We start from the raw sequence: 24,148 nt of genomic DNA, 5'->3' as shown, positions 1-24,148 counted from the left end.
AAGCCTATTTAAGATTATAGCATTTTGGAAAACCTGTCAATCTCACTTTTGGTTCGTATCGCGATGGAGCACCGCTTGAATCGGGTGAGGTTTTATTGCGCGAGTTAACGTGGTTGGCGCACGAGTTGGTGCGGTTGTCGTGCGAGTTAGAGTGGCTGGTGCGCGAGTTGGTGCGGTTGCTGCGCGAGTTAGAGTGGCTGGTGCGCGAGTTGGTGCGGTTGCTGCGCGAGTGAGCGCAACCGCAACCTACATTTGACGACAGTCTCGTTTCCCCATGCATGATGCTTGCCCCCTTTGCATACATATTAATGGATGTTCATTTGTAGTTTGCAACGGGGAGGCTGTAATTTTGCAATTTTATTATGGAAGTCAAATGCCACTACGGGTATTGGATGAGGCGGAGTTTTGGAAGCAGCAGGAAGCGGAACATACGGTGGTAATGCGTGAGCTGATGCATGATTTGGAATCAGAGTATGTGGATGCGTTAAAACGCTGGGAAGACGTGCTGGAAACGACGCACCAGCAGGTAAAAAGGTATGTTGAGTCTGCAGTAAGGGCTGATAATGAGCTGGCACCTGAGCTTTATCAGCAAGTGCTGGAGCTTGTTTCATTTTGTTTGCAGGAGAGTGTTGCTTTCATCCAATTTTGTCGGCAGGTGAAAAATGAAAGTAATGCCGCGGCGGGGAACCCGACAGCAGGGGTCCTGATTGATCATATTATTGATGAGTCGGAGTATTTTATCGGAATCGCCCAGACCATTTTATATGAAAAGAAGAAATAGTGGCTATCTGCCATGGAGAGTGCCCGTATAATTGGGTGCTCTTTTTTGTATCATAATCTGCCTTTATAATTGCCCGCATTTTGAACCCCAACGCTTCTAGCGTGAACTTCTAACAATTCGAGCATATCCATCTAAACCGGTTATACTTCCATTCCCACCCCTCCCACTCTATAATAGATGATAGATGTTAGCCGGAGGTGTTGATGTGAAAGAGCATATTACGATCGTGAAGGTTTGTTTGCTAGCTGGAAAAATCATGCTAAAGAGCGGTGCAGAAACGTCTCGTGTGGAAGATACGATGAACCGAATTGCGGCTGCTTATGACCTGGAAAATGTACAGAGTTATGCGACGCCAACTGCTATTAATTTTTCCATTGGTGTAGCGACGGAAACTAACTTTCTGAGAATCAACAACCGGTCGACAGATTTACATAAAATTGCTGTGGTTAATCATATTTCCCGGCAAATTACTGCTGGAGAGCTGGATGCTAGGGAAGCACTCAGGACCATCAAGCACATTGATGATAAGAAGTTACATTTCCCTGGCTGGGTGCAAATCATTGCGGCTGCTTTTGTGAGTGGAAGTTTTGCCTATATGTTTGGTGGAACATGGCCAGACGTTCTCCCTGCGTTTATCGCTGGTGCAGCTGGTTTTGCTGGGATGATCGCATGTGATCGCTTGGTTGATATTCGCTTTGTTTCCGAATTTCTTGGTGGTTTTATTATTGGAATATTGGCTGTGGCATTTCTTCACTACGGATTCGGGGCAAGCCTGGACCGCGTCATCATTGGTGCGGTAATGCCGATGGTGCCTGGTGTGCCGATTACAAATGCTGTTCGCGATTTAATGGCTGGGCATCTGGTTGCAGGTCTCTCTAAAGGTGTGGAGGCCGGTCTAACAGCCTTTGCCATTGGTGCGGGGATTGCGCTTGTCTTTGGACTTGTTTAATCGGGAAGGAGGAATAATCAAATGATAATTGTAGCGCATCTCATCACAAGCTTCATTGCTTCAGCTGGATTTGGTATTTTATTTAATGCACCACGAAGGGATCTTGTTCATAGCGGTTTGGTCGGCATGTTCGGTTGGATTTTATATTACACGCTCACAACCCACGAAATGGATATTGTTCCTGCCACTGTGTTGGGGGCAATGCTTGTAGCAGTTCTGAGTCAAGTGTTCGCGAGATTCAGGAAGACGCCGATTATCATTTTTAATATTTCTGGCATTATACCGCTCGTTCCTGGCGGGGTCGCATATGACGCGATGCAGCATTTTGTGGAAAATGATTATTTTACCGGTGTGCAATTATCCGCACAAGTGATGCTGCTGTCGGGCGGAATCGCCATTGGGTTAATGTTTTCCGAGGTAATTAATCAGATTATCAGGAAATTTCCGGCACGTAGATGATCACGAACAGGCATTTATTGTCTTTTGATCAATCTTCATCAGTTGATTTTAAATTTATTTCCTATAAAATAAAAGATTAGTTCGATATATTTTAACGAAGTGAGGGCATCCATCGTGGATAAAAAACAACAACCAAAAGTACTAATCGTTATATTTGGAGCAACAGGTGATTTAGCGAAACGAAAATTATTCCCTTCCATCTATCGGCTTTATCAGAATGGCGCGATTGGTGAGGATTTCGCAGTGGTTGGGCTGGCACGGCGTTCATGGACAAATGACGTTTTTCGCGACAATGTAAATAATTCAATTTCACACTCCCTTTCTACGGATGATAATTTGGATGCATTCACATCACACTTTTATTATCATCCATTTGATGTGACGGACGATGCATCCTATCAGGATTTGGGCAGTTTATTGAATGATCTCGAAGGCGTTTATGAAACGGACGGCAATCGAATATTTTACTTGGCAATGGCACCGAACTTCTTCGGTACAATCGCCAATAAACTGAATACATTTGGATTAAAAGGCAGCACCGGATGGTCACGCCTTGTTATTGAGAAGCCATTTGGACATGATTTGGCCTCGGCAAAAGAGCTCAATAATCAAATTCGTGAAGCATTTGATGAAAAGCAAATTTACCGAATCGATCATTATTTAGGAAAAGAAATGGTGCAAAACATCGAAGTCATCCGTTTCGCCAACGGTATATTCGAGCATCTCTGGAACAATCGTTTCATTTCGAATATCCAAGTTACATCCAGTGAGGCAATTGGTGTCGAGGACCGATCCAGATACTATGACCATTCAGGTGCAACAAGGGATATGGCACAAAACCATATGCTGCAAATGGTTGCGTTGCTCGCAATGGAACCACCAATTAATTTATCAACCGAGGAAATTCGTTCTGAAAAAATAAAAGTACTCCGCGCACTCCGACAAATTGATGATACGATGGTTGATGATTACTTTGTCCGAGGTCAATATGGCCACGGCAAAATCAATGGCAAATATATTAAAGGCTATCGTGAAGAGGCAGAGGATCTGGTCGATTCAAACACAGAAACATTTGTAGCCGGAAAAATTATGATTGATAATTACCGCTGGGCCGGTGTACCGTTCTATATCCGAACCGGGAAACGCCTGGAAGGAAAATCAACGAAAATCGTTGTCGAATTTAAAGATATACCAATGAATTTATTTTATGAAACCAATGAAGAAAGACAACCAAATTTACTTACGATCAATATTCAGCCAAACGAAGGCATCACCTTAAGATTGAACGCGAAGAAATCTGGCGTTGGCTCCATGGCCAAGCCCATCGATCTCGATTATAATAACGAGAATGTGCATGGGATCAACACGCCTGAGGCATATGAGAAATTACTTTATGGTTGTATGATTGGTGATGCAACCAACTTTACCCACTGGGATGAAGTGGCACTGTCCTGGAAATTTATCGACAGCATCTTGAACGTGTGGACAGATCAAAAAGCTACTTTCCCGAATTACGAAGCGGGTTCAATGGGTCCAAAAGCGGCACATGAACTGCTCGAAAAAGATGGATTCCATTGGTGGCCTACAACTGAGGATTAAAAAGTGTAGCATTCGTCAATCCTTTAATGGTGAGTGCCTTAGACTAAACTGATGCAATAGGAAAGTTTTATCGCAGTTTGGCGGGTAAAAACCCCCACTGAATCGTTTCCTACTACCTGTGAAAAAAGCTCACGTGCGAACGATCGCTCGTGAGCTTTTTTCACAGGCATTCAGATTAGATTTAACCGTCGCATTAGAGGGTAAAGGCATACATACAAAGCTTCGCCACCTAAACTTTTCCTGAAATAAAGAAAGGAGATACGATAATAATGGCCAATCAAGTGCTTACTATTCTCCGCGGGGGATCGGTTTTACTGCGTTCTATTGCAGTTATCTCCTCCAGTATCGCAACAATTATATCAACCACACTTCCTTTATTTTTATATACTTCTATTCCTACCGGATATTTATTTTCACTGTTTATCATGCTTACGATCGGCGCTTTTATCATTCACGGTGTCCTTACACATGCTTTTAATGATTATGCGGATTATCATTCTGGTACAGATGATTATAGTCCAGCTATTTTGTCAGGCGGAAGCCGTGTTATCCAAAAAGGCATGATTCCCTTACATACACTCGGACAATTGGGGAAGTGGCTGGCTATTGTGCTGCTTATCATTGCTGTGCTGTTTGCGATTTTTGCGCAATACGAGCTGACTATTTTATTATTAATAGGTGTCTGGGCAGCAGCCTCTTATTCGCTTCCCCCTTTACGTTTAAGCTATCGGCCCTTTTTAGGAGAATGGCTCAGCTTATTTCCAGCTATCCTTTTTCTTGGATTTTCCGGACCGTGGATTATCTTAGGATCCATCCCATTGTGGGCGATGCAAAATGCTGTAATTAACGCCTTCTTTTGTCTTGCTTGGGTGATGGTTCATCATATTCCTGATTTGGAGGCTGATAAACAGGCGGTTCCAATGAAGCGGACGAGCGTCGTATGGTTCACGAATAAATTCGGTCTTTATTCTGCACGGATTCCGGCTTTGCTTTATCTGCTTGCAGCGGGGTTATGTGCATTATGGATCGGCACTGATCGAATCTGGGCGACTATCAGTTTGGTTATTACAATCGTTATCGCGGTGTTTTTCGTGATGAAAGTGAATGTAGCAGATCACCAACAAGTCACCTTCTGTGAAAAAATATTGCTTTTGCTGGCCATGATCACTGCGGTAAGCTTGGGCATTTTTATTTAGGCTCTTTTCTCGAAGTCTAGGACTGTACCTTAACAGAAAATCTATAAACTGCGACATATGTGCTGGTTGGCTTTCCAAGATGAGTGTTATTGCTGCCGTCCGATATCGATGCCGGATGCTTCCCACGGACACAGCCTCCGCCTCCTTGCTCCGGCAAGGGGTATGCCGATGGTGTGGCTTCGACAAGAGGTCTACAAGCTGTTGCCCGCAAAGGCCGTAATTAGCTTGCCTACCTATGAGCTGGACGGTTTTAATCGACCCTCATCACCAACCGCGCTTTGGTGTCTTCAGACATATCTGTGCCCGTAGGAGTCACCGCCCACCACTCACCCAGACTAGTGAATTGGTAGGATACAATTTTATAGATAGTACTTCTACAGTTAATGGTAGTAAGTGCAATACCAGCGAAGGAAAGACACGAAGACTCCTGCGGGAAAGCGAAGACGATAAGACCCCGCAGCGAGCGTTCTTTGCAAGTGAGGAGGCTTATCGCGAGCCCGCGGAAAGCGTAGTGTATTTCCGCAGCGGTATGTTATATCACAGTTCCTATCAAATGCGAGCATTAAAAAGCAACAGAATTTACGAAAAGAGCGTTTATTTAACTCATCGTACAAATAAGGCGCTCCATCTAAGCGGAGCGCCTTATTCTATTCATGTTTTTTTCCTTCCAACTATCTTTTGTGTTAAATCATCAAATAAAGTGTAGACAACCGGGATTAATAATAGAGTAAAGATCGTTGATACACTCAAGCCAAATATAATCGTTACTGCGAGCGGCTGCTGGGTTTCCGCCCCTTCTCCCAATGCGAGCCCAAGCGGGATCATTGCTAGGACCGTCGTTAATGTTGTCATGAGAATGGGACGCAATCGGCTTTTGCCTGCTTGCAGGATGGCTTCATACCTATCCATGCCTCTTCGCCGTAATATATTAATATAATCGACAAGAATGATCGAATTATTGACAACGATTCCGGCAAGCATGATAATCCCGATAAAGCCTGGAATACTAAGCGATAGTCCTGTTACATATAGTCCGCCAATCACGCCGACGACTGTTGCTGGCATGGAGAACATGATAATTAGCGGGAATAGGAAGTTCTCAAATTGTACTGCCATTACCGCATATACAAGAAAGATCGAGAATATCAGGGCGATAGCCAAATCACTAAATGAATCTGCCATATCCTGTGCCTGACCACCGATTTCATAGTTATAGCCTTCAGGTAAATTCATGTTATCGAGCTGCTTTTCAATATCCTTCACTACGCTAGCCAGGTCACGATCAACCACGTCACTTGTAATATTCATTTGTGGCTGTTGGTTTTGTCTCAACAAGGCAACTGGACCATTTTTTGCCTGGAATGTAGCGACTTCCTCCAATGGAATGGAACCGCCTGATGGTGACTCGAGCTTCATGTTCTGTAGATCATTTATCGTGCTTCGCTCATCTGTCGGATATAACACAGAAACGTCCATTTCATGACCTGCTTCACGATACTGTGTTGCCACCTGACCAGTGAATTGTAATTGAATTTGTCCGCGTATTTGTTCCTCTGTTAATCCATACATGGCTGCCTTCTCATCATCGACCACGATATTCATTTGTGGTACAGCATCCGTTGCGCCAGTTTCCGGATTATACACCCCATCCACTTTGGAAATAACGTCAACCACTTCTTTTGACAGGTCACGTAACGGCTCATGCTCCGGTCCGCTTAGTTTTATTTCGATTGGATCCCCCATTCCCATTCCAGCATCCATGGAACTGACCGTAATTTCTGCACCCGGAATTGTTTGCAGTTCCTTGTCTATTTTTTGTACAATCTCTATGGTTGTTTGGTCGCGCTCATCAGAAGGAATGAGCTGCATCGTATAAGTTGCCGTGCTTCCCTCACCGCCACCCATTCCAACGACGCTCCCACCACCAATACTGACATAATTTGTTTCAATCAATGGATCATAGTCTGCTATTTTTTCATTCACTTGTTCGGCAATTTCTTCGGTGTGTTTCAGAGAGCTGCCTGCATCGGTTTCGACGCTAATTTCCATTTGTCCCTGGTCGGCCGCTGGAATAAATTCGGCACCAATTTGTGGGATTAATGCTAAACTTCCTGCGATGATCAGGATAACACCCGTAATCGTTATTTTCCGGAATTTAAGCACCCATTCCAGGACAGCTTGATATTTGCTTGCAAGCCAACCTAGAAATGTATTGAACCAATAACGTCGACCATCCTCCGCCATTGCTTTCGATAACAATTTTGAAGACAGCATTGGCACCAATGTAATCGCAACAACTAGGGATGCAATTAATGAAAAAGATACTGTTAACGCAAGTGGTGTAAATAAATCAGATGCAATGCCTTCCACAAACACAATTGGTAAAAACACAACCAATGTTGTTGTCGTGGAGGCGATCACTGCCGGCGCTAATTCCGATGCACCCTTTGTTGCGGATTCAAACAAGCTGTAGCCACGCTGCCTGTAGGAATATATATTTTCCAAGATAACAATCGAGCTGTCGACCATCATCCCAATACCCAGTGCCAAACCACCAAGGGTCAGCACGTTTAATGATTGCCCGGTGAAATACATTAACGCAAATGTTGAGATCACTGCGATCGGAATCGATACTCCAATCACGATCGTTGCGCGAATACTCTTCAGAAACAGGAGCAAAATAAGGATAGAGATGGCGCCACCAATTAAAATGTTTTGTATGACAGAGTCGATCGACATTTGAATAAATTCAGATGTATCGATGATCACATCCAGCTTGGCTCCTCCAGGTAATTGTTCGTTGATTTCATCCAGCCCATCTTGAATGTTAGTCGCCACATCCACTGTATTGCTGTCCGTCTTTTTCGAAATGGATAACACAACTGAGGGTTTTCCATTCACCAGGGTTGATGATGACAATGCTTTAAACGAATCCTCTACCACTGCAACATCATCTAGATGTATTGCCTGCCCCTCTTCGGTTTGAATAATGGTTTGTTTGATATCATCAATCGATTCAAATTCACCTGTGACACGCAACTGAAGATCTTTGTCCCCTTTTTCCACAGTACCAGCAGAGGCTGATTGATTGGAGCTACCTAATGCCTGCATGATCGTTTCAGAAGTCACGCCATATTGCTGCATTTGTGCAGCATCAAGTTCCAGCTGGATTTCACGCTCCTTTTTCCCTTCAACCGAAACAGAAGCAACGCCACCTTGTCGTTCAAAGAAGGGCACAACCTGATCATTGGCAATATCGGTTAGTGCAGATGCATCTTCCCCTGTCAATCCCACCCACATAACTGGGAGCTGATCAGGGCTGAATCGCATAATGTTCGGATCACCGGCATCTTCTGGTAACGTTCCACCTACCTGGTCGATTTTTTCTCTGACATCCAATAATGCCTGATCCAGATCGGTACCATTATTAAATTCCATGATGACCAGTGAATTGCCGGATTGGGATTGCGATTGAACGGTTTCAATGCCTTCCACCGTACTAACAACCCCTTCAATCGGTCGGCTGATTAAATTTTCCACTTCCTGTGGTGCCGCATCCTCGTATGTAGTCGCTACAACTGCCACAGGCAAGTCAATTTCCGGAAAAAGATCGATAGCGAGGTTTCGCACAGAGACAAAGCCAAGTGCAATAATTGCAATCACGATCATGATGACGCCAACAGGTCTTTTTACAGATGTATTTACAAGCTTCAAGATTTATTCCCCTTTCACAACGTCGACCGCTTCACCATCATCCAGTGTCGTTTGACCATTTATTACGACCTGGTCACCCGCCTTAACGTCACCCTTTATTGCTGTTTTATCTGACTGTGTTTCTTCGATCTCCACGTCTATTTTCTCTGCTTCATCGTCCTTAATCACAAATAGAAATGCTGAGCCATCTTCTTCCACAACGGCTTCTGTTGGTACAATCATCGCGTCCTTTACCCGTTTTTCAGGAACAAGTATGGTTGCAACCATACCAGGTAATATAGCTTTGTCCTTATTTTCCGCGGTTGCTTTGATTGGGTACAATCCAGTATCATCGGGCATATTGCCGATCGATTTTATTTTTACCTTCAGTTCATAATCGTCAACATTTGCCTCTAGCGTATCATCCTTGGAAAAAAGGGACTGCACGCTAGCTGTAACCGTAAATTCAAGTTTTAGTTTTTCCATATCGATTATGACTGCTAGCGGGTCTTCATCAGATACCATGTCACCACCGGATGCCTCTACTTTTGCAATCTCCCCATCCTTTGGTGCGCGGATGTTTTGCTGACCAGCTGGGGTTTTCAGCGTGGCAATTAAATCATCCTTTGTAACTTTGTCGCCATTTTCAACTTCCAATGAATCGATTTCCCCTGGAGCATCCAGCGTAACCGGTGTAGTACTGCTCGGTGATATGCGACCATATACCGACTTTTCTATGATAAAATCATCCTTAACCACTGCTTCCGTTTCCACAGATGTTTTCCGATTTTCTGATTGCTGATCGGTATCGTCATCATTGCAAGCAGCAAGAATTCCAAGCAATAAAATAGTTGTCATGCAGCGTAAGATCTTTTTCATTGCGCTATTCTCCACCTCTACTATATTCTCATTTATATTTTTAAAATTATATGTTTTCAATCTCACTCAATCATACATAAGATTCGCATTAATTTCGAATGAAAAAGAAAGCAACCCGCCATGTGCAACTTCTGGCGGGTTGAAAAAATAGACTTTTTTCGCATTGTTGCTATTGATATAAACGGTGACATAATAAATAGGGTTCTCTTAAAAAAATCACCTTTTAAAGAATGACAAAAAATAAAAGCAGAACATATTCCTTTACAAGGACGTTCTGCTTTTATCACTATTATTCGTTGTCGCGGTCTTTATTTAAATCATCATTAGGTATATCTTCATTTTGATCGTTATCCCTATCCATTTCATCGTTAGGGTTGTTATCTGTACCTGGTTCATTTTCGTTCAGGTTGCCATTGTCTTCCTCAAGCGGTGCTTCATTGTCCGCCGGGTTTTGGTCATCATTCCGATCGTTGGTTGTACCACATGCAGCGACCAATGATAATGCTAAAAGCGGTGCGGCTAATTTTACCAGATAATGCTTTTTCATCATAAGTTCCCTCCTTTGGTGTTCGCTTTCGCAATTAGCTTAACCAATTATTAGGAAGTGATACTTATTATTTCATTTATTTTTCCACTGCATGAAGTTTCACTTTATCGCAAACATAATTTCTGCTTCGCAGGCTATTTCTCCATCAACCGTTGCAACACCTTTTCCTTTACCGATCGGGCCCTTCATCCGGATGATTTCAACTTCTAACTTCAAGGTGTCCCCTGGTTTAACTTCGCGTTTGAAGCGGGCTTTGTCTACGCCTGCAAGAAAACCGATTTTTCCCTTGTTCTTCTCGATACCAAGTACAGCAATCGCGCCGACCTGTGCTAGTGCTTCGAGAATCAATACACCTGGCATCACTGGATACTCTGGAAAGTGTCCTTGGAAAAATGGCTCGTTAATGGTAACATTTTTCAGCCCGACGACACGTTTACCTTCCTCTATTTCTGTCACCTTGTCCACGAATAAAAATGGATAGCGGTGTGGAATCGTTTCTTTAATTTGTTGGATGTCCATGATTCAATCTCTCCTTGTTCAAAAGTAATGGTTAGGAACTTCAGCTATTGTACATTATATCAGAGAAATGTTTCATAATAAGCTAAAAGAGGAATTTGATCTGTAACAGCTTCAATAATGGTTAGTTATTTTTAACAGAGGACGATAATAACCTGCTGTGGAAAGGAGGTACCATGATGCTTTGGACTATATTTTTTGTATTACTCATTTTATGGGTACTCGGATTTTCTTTCAAAATTGCTGGTGGACTTGTACACATATTACTTGTGATTGCCTTAATTGTATTGATCATCCGTCTCGTTACAGGGCGCGCCCCGTAACCACATATCTAAGATAAAGCATTTCATCTGTAGGTTTGGTGAAATGCTTTTCATTGTTATTTCACTTTCGTCACCATATCAATGATATGTTGCCAGGTTTCCTTTTTTAAGACATCTTCAGGAACACCGTCACCCAGTATGCCAAATCCAATCATTAAACCAGCAATAAGTGCGATCGCACAAAGAAGAAGCACGACAATAATCCGCATCCAAATGGGGAATATCCGTCTCCTCGGTTTTTTTGCATACAGTTTTTCTTCCTGATGCTGTTGCTTTATTTGTTTTCTCGTTTGTTTTTTTGTGTTTAACGCTTCAGTTCGCTGCTTACTTGCTGGAAGTTGCTTTTTCTTCTCTTTTTTATAAGTCTTCCTTGTCTGTTTCCTCGCAGCAGCTTCTTCAGATTGATGGTTTGTAGGCATAACTTGTTTCTCCTTACTTCCTTACGGCGCGTGATACTACATCCATAAGTCTATATCTATCAACAGTTAGTTTATCATATCGGGCATTTCATTTCCCAATGGTTTACCTGAGCTGGTTAATTAATCCCTGCATCTGGTCGCCCATGGAAATAGTTCTTGCATTCAATTGATAGGATCTTTGCGTCATCATCATATCCGTCATTTGTTGTGCTACATCAACATTCGATTGTTCCAGTGCACCACTTTGTAAAATCGCTTCGTCTTGTGGCACATCGCGAATCACTTCACCCATGGTAAGCTCTAGCTCTGCCAAGTTCGGGAGGCGAAAGGCATTTTCTCCCGCTGCTTCGAGTAACCTTGGTCGTGCGATATCTACCGCTGCAATGCTGCCAGCTATCTCCGTTTGATTACCACGATCAACCATAATTTGTCCATCTTCTTGAATCGCGATCCCATCAAACCCTTCAGCAATGATGATTGGTCCATTTTCTCCAAGTACTGGGTCCCCATCTTTTGTTGTTAGCATGACCGATTGATTGTTATTAACGGGATTCAAATAAAAGGATCCATCTCGAGTATAACGCGTTTCCGTGACCCCATTTTCGGTTGTTTCAATTTGGAAAAAATGGTTTTCTCCGGTTAAAGCTGCATCTAATACACGTTCCGTCTCCACAATTGCGCCATGGGACAAGTCAATGTTCGTCGCTCCCAGCTTCGCTCCTGCACCAACCCGAATACCATCCGGTGTTAATCGACCTTCCGCATTGGCCGGATCTGACAGATTGTTAATTTGCTGAAACAATAAAGAAGAAAAATCTGTCTGGCGATTTTTATAACCTGTTGTTTGGCTATTTGCCATATTATTTCCGATCAAATCCAATTTATTTTGTAGCTGATTCATCGTAACAGCTGCTTGTATCATTGGTCGTGACATAAAAGTTCCTCCTATCCATTTAAAAAGGAATCCAAAGACGGTAGACCATTTTCGATCACTTTTTAAATAATTTGTTTAGCCTAAACGCCCAACCTCGTTGACTGCTTTCCCCATGCTTTCGTCATACGCTTTTAAAACACGCTGATTCGTTTCAAACATGCGGTACGATTCCATCATCTCAGTCATTGTTTGCATAGAATCCACGTTGGATTGCTCCAGGGCCCCTTGTTGAATGCCAAAAGTAACTCCTGCCGGTAAATTATCGGCATCTCCACTGAATAAACCATTTCCTTCCTTGGTTAACGTATTCGCATTTGCTATGTAAGTTATCCCAAGCGGGACAGATTGCCCTGCTGTTTGCAGCATGCCGTCACCTGAAACCGTAAACTCCATACTGTCTGTTTGGATTTGATTTCCAGCTTGATCCAATACATAATTCCCCTCATTGGTTACAAGAAATCCTTGACCGTCAACGGTAAAATTACCATTCCTCGTGTAAAGTGCTTCCCCATCCTCACCTTGAACAGTAAAAAACAAACTGCCAGTTTCATCCGGAAGATCCCCATTTACGATTGCCAGGTCAGTTGTCACGCCTGTCTCACGAACATCTCCTTGTTTATAATCGGGGATGTTTTCCTGCACATACACACCCGTGTTCAGTGCCCCAACCGGGCTATTCACTGGTACCTGAAAGCCATTTGTCACTGGGAGCTTTTTCGTACCCATTGCTCGTATTAGCATCTCGGGAAAAGCACGTAATGTCGCCTGATCTGCCTTATAGCCTGGTGTGTTTTCATTTGCAATATTATTTGATAATACTTCCTGCTGGCGCTGCTGGGAAATCATTCCACTGGCTGCTGTATAAAAACCTCTTAGCAAAAAATTCCCCTCCCCATCTCGCATTTCCTATGTATCCGTTTAAAAATTAAAAACCAGGGTAAATCCCTAATAGACTAAAAAGACTTATCCTGGTTTTTCTATTGGTAAAGTTTAAATAACTTTGCTTTTACGCTCAATCTTGTCAATATTTTCAAGCATGATGCCAGTTCCTTTAGCTACACAATTCATTGGTTCTTCTGCAACAAAGACAGGTACCTTCAGCTCTTCCGCTAATAACTGATCGATTCCGTGGATCATTGAACCACCACCGGTTAAGATGACACCACGATCAATGATATCTGCAGAAAGCTCTGGCGGCGTACGTTCCAACACAGTCTTCGCAGCTTGTACAATTAAATAAACCGATTCGCGTAATGCTTCCTCGATCTCCGCAGAGTAAACGGTAATCGTACGCGGTAATCCGGATACCATATCACGTCCGCGTATTTCCAGTTCTTCTTTTCGGGAACCTTTAAAGACAGTGGCTATCTGAATCTTAATGTCCTCGGCTGTGCGCTCACCAATCAGCAGTTTGTATTGTTTCTTGACATACTGCAGAATTTCCACGTCGAATTTGTCTCCAGCCATCTTAATGGATTCCGCTGTGACAATATCTCCCATGGACAGAACAGCTACATCTGTTGTTCCTCCACCGATGTCAACAACCATATTCCCGCTTGGCTGGAATATTTCCATGCCTGCACCAATCGATGCTACTTTGGGCTCTTCCTCCAAGTAAATTCTTTTTCCCCCGGATTTTTCAGCCGCTTCTTTAATTGCCTTTTGTTCTACTTTTGTAATGTTCGTCGGGCAACATATCAGCATTCTTGGCTTAGAAAGAAAACCTTTTACATTAATTTTATTTATAAAATGCTTTAACATTGCTTCTGTTACGTCAAAATCGGCAATAACGCCATCTTTTAATGGGCGAATTGCTTCAATATTTCCTGGTGTACGTCCAACCATCTGATGTGCAGCTTCTCCGACCTCAAGTACTTTTCCTGTATAGCGGTCCATTGCTACGACTGACGGTTCATTCAAAACGATTCCTTTACCTTTAACATGAATTAAAACATTGGCAGTTCCAAGGTCAATTCCGATATCTCTAGAAAACATGAACCAAGATCCTCCTAGCGTAAATAACTATCTTGCACCGTCAAAAAAACACAATGCTACTAATATAATATTTTACCACAAAGTACAACATTTAACTTCATTTTTATAAAATTTTTGTGTGAAATTTGTCGATTGGAGGGATATTTGGATTTGTAGGACAATATAGGGGGTGAAAAGGTCAAAACGAGGGGATTTGCTGGATCAATCCAAAATTACTTTCGCACATTGTCGCGTTACTGTAATAAAGAAAGTTGTTGACTACTTTCCGAATTTTGCCTATAATAATTCCCAATACATAGGAGATTGGGGATTATTATAATGAAGGACTTTTTCAGCAAGCTATTAAATGGCATGAGTATCGGTATCGTTGTGGCATTAATTCCAAATGCACTTTTAGGTGAATTAATAAAGTTATTGATCCCTTATTTTCCATCCTTACAACATCTATTAGATATTACCGTGTTTGTGATGAGTTTATTACCCGTATTAATCGGGGTAATGGTAGGCATTTCATTTAAATTGACACCCATTCAAACAGCAAGTGTCGGTATTGCGGCAATGGTTGGTAGTGGTGCCATTGAAAAAACGGCCGAAGGTTTATTTGCGCTTAATGGGATTGGTATTGTTGTCAATACAGGCATTACGGCTGCGCTCACCGTATTGTTCATTCAGTGGATTGGCAATGGATTAAAAGCTTATTCCATTCTTCTCATACCAACATTGAGTATCTTGGTACCAGGAATGATTGGGTATTCGATTCTGCCATTTGTTAAATCTTCAACGGGTTTACTCGGTGCCGCTATTGGCAATGTGACGACATTACAACCCATTATCATGGGTGCTATTATTGCTTTTATATTTTGTTTGATTATTCTATCTCCTATTTCGACCGTTGGGGTAGCGACCGTCATCATGCTCTCTGGCATCGGTTCAGGTGCAGCAAATCTGGGGATTGTTGCGGCAGGTGTAGGCTTAGGCATTGCAAGCTATAAAGCGAATTCATTGGGAACCGCATTTGCCCATGTATTGGGTTCACCTAAAATTCAAATGAAAAACTTTTTTATGAAACCGAAAATTGCCTTTCCCATGTTAATCACAGCAGCAATCCTAGGCGCACTGGCTGGTGTCCTAAATATTCAAGGTACCCCTTATAGCGCAGGGTTTGGCTTATCTGGTCTCGTTGGACCTTTAAATTATATCAACCTAGCAGCAGGTGGATGGACGTTTGAAAATATCACGATCATGCTCAGCACCTTCATTATCCTTCCTATTGTGTTAAATCTTTTCTTTATCTATATCTTTTCCACAAAATTGAAATGGGTAAAGACGGAAGATTATAAATTAGATTTCGAATAACTCCATTCATCGGGCTAGCAAATGGTACAGCATCTGTCTTATGCATATTTAAACCCAGCCTAAGAGCTGGGTTTCACTGTAAGTACTTCTTGTCTGCTTGCGCTTCGTTCGCGGGCATCACCCCCTTTGTAATGCTGTGGACTCATTTAGCGGTTAGCCTACTGGTTTTACTTCGCTTTCTTTTTTTGGATCTATTTTGTACTTCTTTCGCGTTGCTTCCCCGCCGCGAAGATGACGAATTGCTTTGTGGTACTCAAGAATTTCCTTGACCTGGTTTGCTAATTCGGGGTTTATTTCCGGTAATCGCTCTGTCAAATCTTTATGGACTGTGCTTTTGGAAACACCAAATTCTTTTGCGATCTTTCGGACGGTCTTTCGCGTTTCCACGACATAATTTCCTATCCGGATCGTTCTTTCTTTGATGTAATCGTGCACACCGTTCGCCTCCCTAAGTTGTTTATTCCGAGGTGCGGTATGAGACAAGGTGTTCATTTTGTTGTGACATATTAATTTACTTAAGGAATCCGCTGAACAACGATGGTAGCTATGTACACTTTCTATTGACTACAGGCTGTTGCATTCTTTTTTTTCGATATGTAAATTGGTTTTCGATGGTTTTTATAAGTAAAGTATGGAAAAGGTTTCATACGACGCTACTTTAACAGTCACACAAGCTCTCACCCCAGACATTTCTGATTGCTTGGTTTGTAATATTTTATTACTGGACGGGTGGGTTTATGATTAAAATTAAATCTTTTGTAAAAAGGACAAGCAGAAATGTTAGCGCCGTATGCAGAAAGAAAATATAGATGCCTTTCTTTACTGCCAAAAATAAAAGCAGCAATCAGGAATAGATCCGATTTGCTGCTTTCACTTTATATTTGCTATTCATTTTTATTAAAAAGACAACTTTTACTTGTACCATACATTTATATTCCTGTTATACAAAATAAATGTCATGCGTGAATATTTTTTTATTTACTTTCAAAACTTCAAGCAATTAATCCAGTTCACCAAGATCTGGATCTTTCATAATATGGGAATCTGCTGAAAACACGCCAGGGCTTACGGAAAATAAAAGCGCACCTGCTATTAATAACGCGATCAAATTTTTTTTCATGTTTATTCCTCCCGTTTATTTTTTTACAGTACAAGTAAAAGTTGGGTCAAATAGATTCATTGTCAATCCGTTTTAATTCCAAGAGTGGTAACCTACTAAAGAAATAGTCACTTCTTTCTTGGATGAAAAGGTTGTAAGACTGGAGCAGTAAATCTCTATCCAGCTTTACCTTCCCCATATAATAGAGCTGAAATGGGCTGTCCATTGGTAATTCATTCAGTATTTCTATCGCTTTTTGATTATTTCCCCTGACCATTTCGATATGTGCTTGTTCACTTTTATCATCGGTTATTATATCTTCTATTCTGTTAAAATGTGCCGATAAAAAAGGGATGTTATGATTTTTAATAATATGTGTAATGTGATCAAGCTGATTTTGCCTAGAAATCTTTAATGCTTCTTCCAGATGATACATTCCTTGTTCATACGTATCAAATGTATAAGATAACGCCAATTTAATATGAATACTCGCTTTCGTTCTTGGGTTGTCTGTTAGATTTAATACCCGAAAGGCATGTTTTCTAGCCATAATGAGCTCATTGCGGATCAAATAATACGTTAGCATGATGTGGTGAAGCCGAATATTAAAATAGGATACAAGCAGGCTGTCCTCAATTGCCTCCATTAAAAACTGCTGTCTATGCAAAAAGTTGCCGATTTGGTTAAATTGATTCAAGTCATAATATGCGGTCACTTTTACAAATTCAATTAAACATCGTAGCTCTGTTTCCGTGGTGTTCATTCGATTAATCGTTTGAAGTAATTGGTGTGGCGAATAGCGGTTCATTCTACGGTCGATGATCAGTTGGTAAATGGCCGCCCATTGCCGATTTGATGGATTGTCAGATTGCTCATTCTTCTCGATCAACTGCTGTAAGTCATCATAAAATCCGTTTATATACAAAAACTCCATACCTGTTTTCATCAGGGATAAGGAAGGTAATTCCAAACAATAGGTTTTCATTAATTCAATCACTTGCTGATGGTTATGTTTCTGTTTTAATATTTCCATCAATTGCTTCAATGTTAATGCTTGCTTATTTACATTGTCTAGTAGATTGAGCATTGAAAATTCTCCTATCCGGTTTATTTTAGTCAAATAGAAAGTGTAAAACTTCCCATACTGCATAAAGTCAGGCTAAAGTACTCGTCCTTAAAAGCTTGCCGTATGCTAAGTTTTCTAAAGGTGCATTTAAATGTTTCGTCAAAATATTACTTTTTCTGTAATTATTCCCTATAATAACATAATTTTCAGCGAATGGTAGCCTTTTCGTTCGACAAATTTCGCGCTTCTCATGAAAAAATACTCTGGCACTTTTACCAGAGCATTCTTCCAACTTTACATTAAGCACTTGCTGATGGTTCTGAAACGCTATCTTCCTCTTGATCAGGATTCTCATTACCTGTGCCGTCTTCATCTTGGTCACTATCTTGACCTTCGTCGTCACCTTGATCTTGATCATCGATTGGCGCTTCTTCCATATCACCAGGCTCATCTGCTTCATCGTCCATATTGGCATCTTCGTCTTTGTCAGCATCTTCATTTGTATCTGCGTCTTCATTTGTATCTGCATTTTCATTTGTATCTGCTTTTTCCTCTGCGTCGACATCTTCATCTGCAGTACTATCTAATTTACTGACAGGCTGATTGAAAAATGTTTCCGGGTTAACGACCTCGTCATCTTTTCTTAATTGAAAATGGACATGTGTTCCAACGTCTTTTCCAAATAGATTTTTCCCGGCTATGCCTAATTTATCACCTTGCTTCACTTCGTCTCCTGCTTTTACATCAATTTCACCAAGGCTAGCATAGTACGTCATTACATCATTTTCATGGGTTAAACTAACAACATTCCCAAGAAGTGGATCTTCCTTTACTTCCTCAACGGTACCACTTAATGCTGCAGTGACTTCAAATGCATCATCATCAGCGGTTGCGATATCGACACCTGTGCTTTGATAGTAGCGGTTGTTATAAAGAACCAATGCATTTTCTTGATCTGCTTTTTCTGCGTTGTAATCATAAAATTTAGTTACGATTTCTGCTTGATCCTGATCTGCTTCTGTTACAGGTGTCTTAATAACCTCCTGTTGATCCAATACGGATGCTGCATCATCCTCGTCATGTAGATTCGGGATATAGTCTTCCGTACCTTCCTGCTCCTTCTGTGCATCGGGAATTTGGTTATCTATGTTCTGATACCAAACAACAACCGACAATAGAAGTGCAGCAATTGTTAAATATAGTGCTGGGAAAAACCACTTTTTCCGGAAAATGCGGCTCCATTTATTTTTTGAAGCGCCATTGTTTTCCTCATTCATATATCATCACCTCAACAACCATTCTGATCAGAAAAAAGGAAATATATACATTCTAAGTAAAGTTTTTATTAAATTTGCGTGTTTTTTTCGAATAATGGGGGAAGTTAAGGGATTATGGGTAGGAAAATGGCAGTGGGTTTAGTGCTCTGGACGAGAGGTCCGGCGATCGGGGCATGTGGTTCAGCGTTTGCGGCACAGGGTTCAGCGCTCACGGCTGCGGGTTCAGCGATCGGAGCAGGGGGTCCGGCGATTACGGCTGCAGGTCCGGTGATCGGGGCACATAGTTCAGCGATCGCGACAGGGTTCAGCGCTTACGACTGCGGGTTCGGCGGTCGCAGCATAGGGTCCGGCGATTACGGTTGCGGGTTCAGCGATCGCGGCACATAGTTCAGCGCTCACGGCAGAAGGTCCGGCGGTCGCGACATGGTTCAGCGCTTGCAGCTGCAGGTTCAGCGATCGGAACACAGGGTCCGGCGATCGCACCAAAAGGCCCACTCCGCCACTCACAAAAAAACCCTCATCATTTGGCGACGAGGGTTGGTGCTGTGTCTGTGACGGTACCGACTTCAACATCCGAATAATAATATTTCACAATCTCCTGATACGTTTTTCCTGCTTTCGCCATGCTATTGGCACCATATTGACTCATTCCAATCCCGTGACCATAGCCTTTAGTTGTAAATATCAGATGATCGTTTTTTTGTTTAATGGTAAAATCACTTGATTGTAATTCTAGCTTCTCACGAACTTCTCTGCCAGATAGTTTGTTGCCAGCAAGATCTATTTCTTTTACCCGTTGACTATCTGTTCTGGTCACATCAATTCCCAGTGGTTCCTGATTAGGTAGATCGACTGCTAATTTCTCTTTGATTTGGTCTATTGTAAATGTTTGTTGATCCAGGAATTTAGGTGAATCCTCATCCCAAGGACTTTCCACACTTCGTAAGTAGGGAAGTTCATCATCCCAATAGTCTTCCGAGTTCTCAGTATACCCATTACTCGTTGAGAAAAAGGCTGGAAAAATAGGTGCATCTTTATATGTCAGAATTTCGCCCTTTGTAGCTGTGACTGCCGCTTTTACTTTTTTCATATTTTCATCATATTTACTACCCCATTGTTTTTTCAGTTCGTTATCATTTTTAAATACTTGGTGCTGCGTTGTGTCCGTTACATCGGATTCTTGACCGTCATCCTGATGCAGTAAATGATCAACAATGTAAGTTCGGGCTGCCAGCGATTGTGCTTTCAATGCTTCTGGTTCAAAATCCGGGCTCATTTCTGATGAAACAACCCCCGCTACATAAGACTCTAACGGAATATCTTCCACCGTCTCTGATTTCGTACGCATCACAGCGACAGATATTGTTGATTCATTCTGCTCCGCTCCCGCTTCTGCTGCCGTATCATCTGCAGTTTGTTCTTCCTGTTTTTCCACCGGCACCGATCCCTTTTCATTATCCTTTGCGAATGGTACAACAATCAGCGTAGGAATGATCAGTATAAATAGAATTAAACTGGACAACAGTAAAACCGTTGGAATTCTCCAGGTTGGTGGTGGTGTGTTTCTATAGATTTTTTTCCGTTTGATTGGTGTTATTTTTTTAAAGGGAGCTGTCTGATTGCTTGTTGTATTGTCTTTTTGCACTTTTACCTTTTGCTTCAACTGTATCTGTTTGAGTAGTGTGGCACGCTTCTTCTTGCGGGCTTTTGAATTCCATTTAGAATAGTTGCGATTTTTCATTGCCTTCCCCCTTTTGATTTGAGATGCGGGAAGAAAACGATATTCTGTTCATAGCAGTACATGATGTGGTTTTAAATCGTTATTACTCTAGCATCCCTACTACTAATGTATACAGAAAACAATAGAATTAGACCAAAAAAGTTCGCACACATTGGAAAACTTAGCATTCGTCAAGCGATAGCCGTGCGTATTTAACCGAGGGTGTTTACTTCTGCGATACATAGCTCAAGTATTCTTATCCGTACAAAAAATGCCCATGGATACTAATTATCAGCGTATCCACAGGCATGTATGCTATGTGTTTACTGGATCCCTGTTGCCTATTGTATGATCATATAAGTGACAGGCAACATAATGAGCTTGTTCTACCTCTTGCCATTGCGGTTTCTCGATCGAGCAGATATCCATTGCCATCGGACAGCGGGTTCGGAACACGCAGCCAGACGGTGGGTTGATCGGGCTCGGCAGCTCTCCTTCTAAAATAATCCGCTCCCGGCTTTCTTCGATATCTGGATCAGGAATCGGTATCGCTGACAGCAATGCTTTTGTGTACGGGTGTAATGGCTTTTCATAAAGCGCCTCACTTGCAGTCAACTCAACCAGATTACCTAAATACATCACGCCAATTCGATCAGAGATTTGCTTCACCATGGATAAATCATGGGCAATGAATAAAAAGGTTAAGTCCTTTTCCATTTGTAGGTCTTTTAATAGATTAACAACCTGTGCCTGCACCGAGACATCCAGGGCAGAGATCGGTTCATCCGCGATAATGAATTCCGGATCCAACGCCAGTGCACGGGCAATCCCGATGCGCTGACGCTGTCCCCCGCTGAATTCATGGGGATAACGATTGGCGTGGTCGCGATTTAAGCCAACCTCCTCTAAAAGCTCGTAAACCCGATCCAGCTGTTTGCGTTTACTTTTATATAACCCGTGCACCTCCATCGGCTCGGAAATAACCTCCTTGACCGTGGAACGGGGGTTTAATGAAGCATATGGATCCTGAAAGATCATTTGCATATTCCGATAAAATCCGAATTTTTCCTTGTCGGTTAATTCATGAACATTTCTGCCATCATACATTACATTGCCAGCAGTTTTCTCATAGAGTCCCATAATCGTACGTCCGATGGTTGACTTGCCACAACCTGATTCACCTACAAGGCCAAACGTTTCCCCTTTGTTCACATAAAAGCTAACATCATTAACGGCCTGGAGGACTTGTTTTTTCTCGACAGTAAAATGCTTTTTCAGATTTTCCACCTGTAAAATTTTTTCATTCATTAGCCTGCCTCCTCTGTTTCTCACGCATTAACGGGCTGTAATATCCCCACCTCTAAGTATAAGTAAACTTGAAAAACTGAAGGGTGTGGATAAACAGTCCGTAAATTCCTGATTCTGTTCAACTAACATAGCGCCTGACTGCACAGCGCTCTTTTTCATAAATTGTGCCTTTTATAGTGAGCCGCTCCACACCTTTGCCGGTCTGTGGTGCGTGAATCATCTTCCCCTCATCTGCGTATATGCCGACATGATGCAGTGCGCCTTTTCCTTCTTCATACGCGAAAAATAGTAAGTCACCTAGCTGTAAATGATCATACGCGACCGCCTTTCCTTTTGTCGCCTGGTCTCCTGCGTCCCTGGCAATTTTATAACCATTTGCCTTATATGCTGCATAGGCAAGACCAGAACAATCATAGCCAAATGCACTCATACCGCCCCAAAAGTAATCAAGACCAATAAACGCTGCTGCAGACTGAACGATATCCCGGCCACTTCCTTGTTCCATTCCTATTTTACTAGGAAAAATATTCACCTGGTTGCGTGGCAGGTAACGTTTTCCGTGCGGTGTTTTAACCTGTACACGGTCCCCTACAATTTCTTCAATGGGTAAAAGTGTCATGAAGCTGAGTTTCATTTGCCTTTCGCCCACTTCATTCTCCAACCAGACTTTATCATCCATGATGACTGCAGTGGTATCACTTATCCAGTTTTTCTTTTTCACCTTTGTGAGTTGGTTCAATGGCACCCAACCAGGATAACCGCGCGTGTCTTTGGACGAAGGTTGGCTCGGGATAACAACATGCGCCCAGTCACCCTGTGTTGCTATGATCAAGACAGGTTCCCCATACAGTAGTTGCGTCTGCACCCTGTTTTCGTCACATAATGCTAGATTTGTTTCATAGGTTAAACCAGCAATCCAATCATCAATATCAGTGGGGTTTCCTGTTCCAGATACGTCGATCGTTCGTGCCGATTCCGGATTCGTCCAAACGGTCGCTACTTGAACTGCTGTCAACCACATCGCTTCCGGAAACGGTTCAAATGTTTGTTTCATCCTGTTGACTGCTCCTCTCGGACGGGGACTTGCCCCATTATTTGACGCCGGGTTGTAGAATGAGTGTTTTTCTCTTGGTTGAGAGCGTTGCCGCTGTGCCAAGCGGAACTGCAAAGTGTGGCAGGCAGTGCCCGATTTTAAAGCCGCTCATCACCGGTATCGGTAACGTATTAAAATAATCATCAAATACTTGCTCCATCGTTCGTGTTAGATTTTTCTCTGTGTCTGTATTTGCAAAATCACCAACGACAATTCCTGCCGCTTCTGCTAGTTTCCCAGTTAAGTTCAATTGATTTAGCATGCTATCTACTCGATAAGGTTCCTCCCCAATATCTTCTATCAAAAGGATTTTTCCTTTCACATCGATTTCAAAGGCTGTTCCAATCGTACTGACAAGGACAGATAAGTTGCCGCCCACCAATACCCCGGTTACTTCTCCAGGAGCATGTATGTGTAAAGGCGAAATAGCCTCTGAATAAATTAATTCCGCTGGTGCAAAGAGCTGTTTAAACATGCCGGCAGACAGTTCATCAAAATCATCCTTACTGATATCTGAAGCAACCATCGGACCGTGAAAGGTAATGAGCCCCGCCTTCTGCCTTATCGCTGTATGTAAATACGTAATATCACTGTAACCCCAGATGATTTTTGGGTTATTCTTGATGGTGTCATAATTCATCGCAGACACAATCCTTCCTGTTCCATAACCACCACGCGCAAAAAAAATCGCTTTGATTGTTGGATCAGTCACCATCTCATGGAAATCGGCAAGTCGCGCTTCATCCGTACCCGCTAAATAGCCATATACTTGGTGAATGTTTTTTCCCAATTTAACATGGAGGCCCATTTCCTCCAAGAAGAACATTCCTCTACGGAGTCTATCACTATCTGCAGGGCCAGCTGGCGCGATGATACCAATCGTATCACCAGGTTGTAAGTGTGTCGGATAAATCATCTACATCCCTGCCTTCCATATCA

22 protein-coding genes are annotated in these 24,148 nt (G+C 42.3%); 7 read left to right on the top strand and 15 right to left on the bottom strand.

Annotated elements, in window-relative coordinates; genetic code table 11:
• Positions 1-349: 349 nt before the first annotated feature.
• The 5 genes from JOC34_RS17830 to JOC34_RS17810 all read left to right on the top strand — a co-directional run bounded on the left by JOC34_RS17830 (position 350) and on the right by JOC34_RS17810 (position 4,984).
• Positions 350-781, top strand: coding sequence for a DUF2935 domain-containing protein (locus JOC34_RS17830; RefSeq protein WP_205138138.1), 432 nt, complete (start codon positions 350-352; stop codon positions 779-781).
• A gap of 184 nt (positions 782-965) precedes the next feature.
• A complete protein-coding gene (locus JOC34_RS17825; protein WP_205138137.1) occupies positions 966-1,730 on the top strand; it encodes a threonine/serine exporter family protein in 765 nt (254 codons plus the stop codon).
• Positions 1,731-1,751: 21 nt separating this feature from the next.
• Positions 1,752-2,189 (top strand): threonine/serine exporter family protein, encoded by a 438-nt coding sequence (locus tag JOC34_RS17820; protein ID WP_205138136.1) that lies wholly within the window; start codon positions 1,752-1,754, stop codon positions 2,187-2,189.
• Between the two features lie 114 nt (positions 2,190-2,303).
• Positions 2,304-3,788, top strand: coding sequence for a glucose-6-phosphate dehydrogenase (zwf, locus tag JOC34_RS17815; protein WP_205138135.1), 1,485 nt, complete (start codon positions 2,304-2,306; stop codon positions 3,786-3,788).
• 269 nt (positions 3,789-4,057) lie between these two features.
• On the top strand, positions 4,058-4,984 hold the full coding sequence (locus tag JOC34_RS17810) for a prenyltransferase (protein WP_205138134.1): 927 nt from the start codon (positions 4,058-4,060) through the stop codon (positions 4,982-4,984).
• A 651-nt stretch (positions 4,985-5,635) separates the two neighbouring features.
• Here JOC34_RS17810 and JOC34_RS17805 read toward each other — a convergent pair.
• The 4 genes from JOC34_RS17805 to fabZ all read right to left on the bottom strand — a co-directional run bounded on the left by JOC34_RS17805 (position 5,636) and on the right by fabZ (position 10,622).
• Complete coding sequence (locus JOC34_RS17805; RefSeq protein ID WP_205138133.1) at positions 5,636-8,698, bottom strand: efflux RND transporter permease subunit; 3,063 nt, start codon at positions 8,696-8,698, stop codon at positions 5,636-5,638.
• A gap of 3 nt (positions 8,699-8,701) precedes the next feature.
• Complete coding sequence (locus JOC34_RS17800; RefSeq protein WP_205138132.1) at positions 8,702-9,556, bottom strand: efflux RND transporter periplasmic adaptor subunit; 855 nt, start codon at positions 9,554-9,556, stop codon at positions 8,702-8,704.
• Positions 9,557-9,845: 289 nt separating this feature from the next.
• Positions 9,846-10,106, bottom strand: coding sequence for a hypothetical protein (locus JOC34_RS17795; protein WP_239544557.1), 261 nt, complete (start codon positions 10,104-10,106; stop codon positions 9,846-9,848).
• Between the two features lie 96 nt (positions 10,107-10,202).
• A complete protein-coding gene (fabZ, locus tag JOC34_RS17790) occupies positions 10,203-10,622 on the bottom strand; it encodes a 3-hydroxyacyl-ACP dehydratase FabZ (protein ID WP_205138131.1) in 420 nt (139 codons plus the stop codon).
• A gap of 176 nt (positions 10,623-10,798) precedes the next feature.
• Between fabZ and JOC34_RS17785 the strand changes: the two genes are divergently transcribed.
• Positions 10,799-10,942, top strand: coding sequence for a lmo0937 family membrane protein (locus JOC34_RS17785; RefSeq protein ID WP_205138130.1), 144 nt, complete (start codon positions 10,799-10,801; stop codon positions 10,940-10,942).
• Positions 10,943-10,998: 56 nt separating this feature from the next.
• Here the strand turns inward: JOC34_RS17785 and JOC34_RS17780 are convergent, their stop codons facing one another.
• From JOC34_RS17780 to mreB, 4 genes are all read right to left on the bottom strand, one after another.
• Positions 10,999-11,361 (bottom strand): DNA-directed RNA polymerase subunit beta, encoded by a 363-nt coding sequence (locus tag JOC34_RS17780; RefSeq protein WP_205138129.1) that lies wholly within the window; start codon positions 11,359-11,361, stop codon positions 10,999-11,001.
• Positions 11,362-11,464: 103 nt separating this feature from the next.
• A complete protein-coding gene (locus JOC34_RS17775; protein WP_205138128.1) occupies positions 11,465-12,295 on the bottom strand; it encodes a flagellar hook-basal body protein in 831 nt (276 codons plus the stop codon).
• A 75-nt stretch (positions 12,296-12,370) separates the two neighbouring features.
• Positions 12,371-13,174 (bottom strand): flagellar hook-basal body protein, encoded by an 804-nt coding sequence (locus tag JOC34_RS17770; RefSeq protein WP_205138127.1) that lies wholly within the window; start codon positions 13,172-13,174, stop codon positions 12,371-12,373.
• Between the two features lie 111 nt (positions 13,175-13,285).
• Positions 13,286-14,290, bottom strand: coding sequence for a rod shape-determining protein (mreB, locus tag JOC34_RS17765; protein WP_205138126.1), 1,005 nt, complete (start codon positions 14,288-14,290; stop codon positions 13,286-13,288).
• A gap of 318 nt (positions 14,291-14,608) precedes the next feature.
• On the opposite strand from mreB, the gene JOC34_RS17760 reads away from it, so the two are divergent.
• Positions 14,609-15,646: a PTS sugar transporter subunit IIC gene (locus JOC34_RS17760; protein WP_205138125.1), complete on the top strand. Its 1,038-nt coding sequence runs from the start codon at positions 14,609-14,611 to the stop codon at positions 15,644-15,646.
• Positions 15,647-15,799: 153 nt separating this feature from the next.
• On the opposite strand, the gene spoIIID is transcribed toward JOC34_RS17760, so the two are convergent.
• The 7 genes from spoIIID to JOC34_RS17725 all read right to left on the bottom strand — a co-directional run bounded on the left by spoIIID (position 15,800) and on the right by JOC34_RS17725 (position 24,125).
• The gene (gene spoIIID / locus JOC34_RS17755) at positions 15,800-16,081 is read right to left on the bottom strand and encodes a sporulation transcriptional regulator SpoIIID (RefSeq protein WP_338062697.1); all 282 of its coding nucleotides are present in this window, start codon (positions 16,079-16,081) and stop codon (positions 15,800-15,802) included.
• Between the two features lie 731 nt (positions 16,082-16,812).
• The gene (locus JOC34_RS17750; protein WP_205138123.1) at positions 16,813-17,832 is read right to left on the bottom strand and encodes an AimR family lysis-lysogeny pheromone receptor; all 1,020 of its coding nucleotides are present in this window, start codon (positions 17,830-17,832) and stop codon (positions 16,813-16,815) included.
• Positions 17,833-18,110: 278 nt separating this feature from the next.
• The gene (locus JOC34_RS17745; RefSeq protein ID WP_205138122.1) at positions 18,111-19,088 is read right to left on the bottom strand and encodes a stage II sporulation protein SpoIIQ; all 978 of its coding nucleotides are present in this window, start codon (positions 19,086-19,088) and stop codon (positions 18,111-18,113) included.
• Positions 19,089-19,608: 520 nt separating this feature from the next.
• The gene (gene spoIID, locus JOC34_RS17740) at positions 19,609-20,829 is read right to left on the bottom strand and encodes a stage II sporulation protein D (protein WP_205138121.1); all 1,221 of its coding nucleotides are present in this window, start codon (positions 20,827-20,829) and stop codon (positions 19,609-19,611) included.
• 294 nt (positions 20,830-21,123) lie between these two features.
• On the bottom strand, positions 21,124-22,116 hold the full coding sequence (locus JOC34_RS17735) for an ABC transporter ATP-binding protein (RefSeq protein ID WP_205138120.1): 993 nt from the start codon (positions 22,114-22,116) through the stop codon (positions 21,124-21,126).
• Positions 22,117-22,234: 118 nt separating this feature from the next.
• Positions 22,235-23,170, bottom strand: coding sequence for a C40 family peptidase (locus JOC34_RS17730; protein WP_205138119.1), 936 nt, complete (start codon positions 23,168-23,170; stop codon positions 22,235-22,237).
• 37 nt (positions 23,171-23,207) lie between these two features.
• Positions 23,208-24,125 (bottom strand): S66 peptidase family protein, encoded by a 918-nt coding sequence (locus tag JOC34_RS17725; RefSeq protein WP_205138118.1) that lies wholly within the window; start codon positions 24,123-24,125, stop codon positions 23,208-23,210.
• Positions 24,126-24,148: the final 23 nt, after the last annotated feature.

Source organism: Virgibacillus halotolerans (assembly GCF_016908515.1).
Lineage (GTDB): Bacteria > Bacillota > Bacilli > Bacillales > Amphibacillaceae > Virgibacillus_M > Virgibacillus_M halotolerans.
The sequence above is the reverse complement of the archived record's forward strand: the minus strand, read 5'-3'. Positions and strand labels throughout refer to the sequence as shown.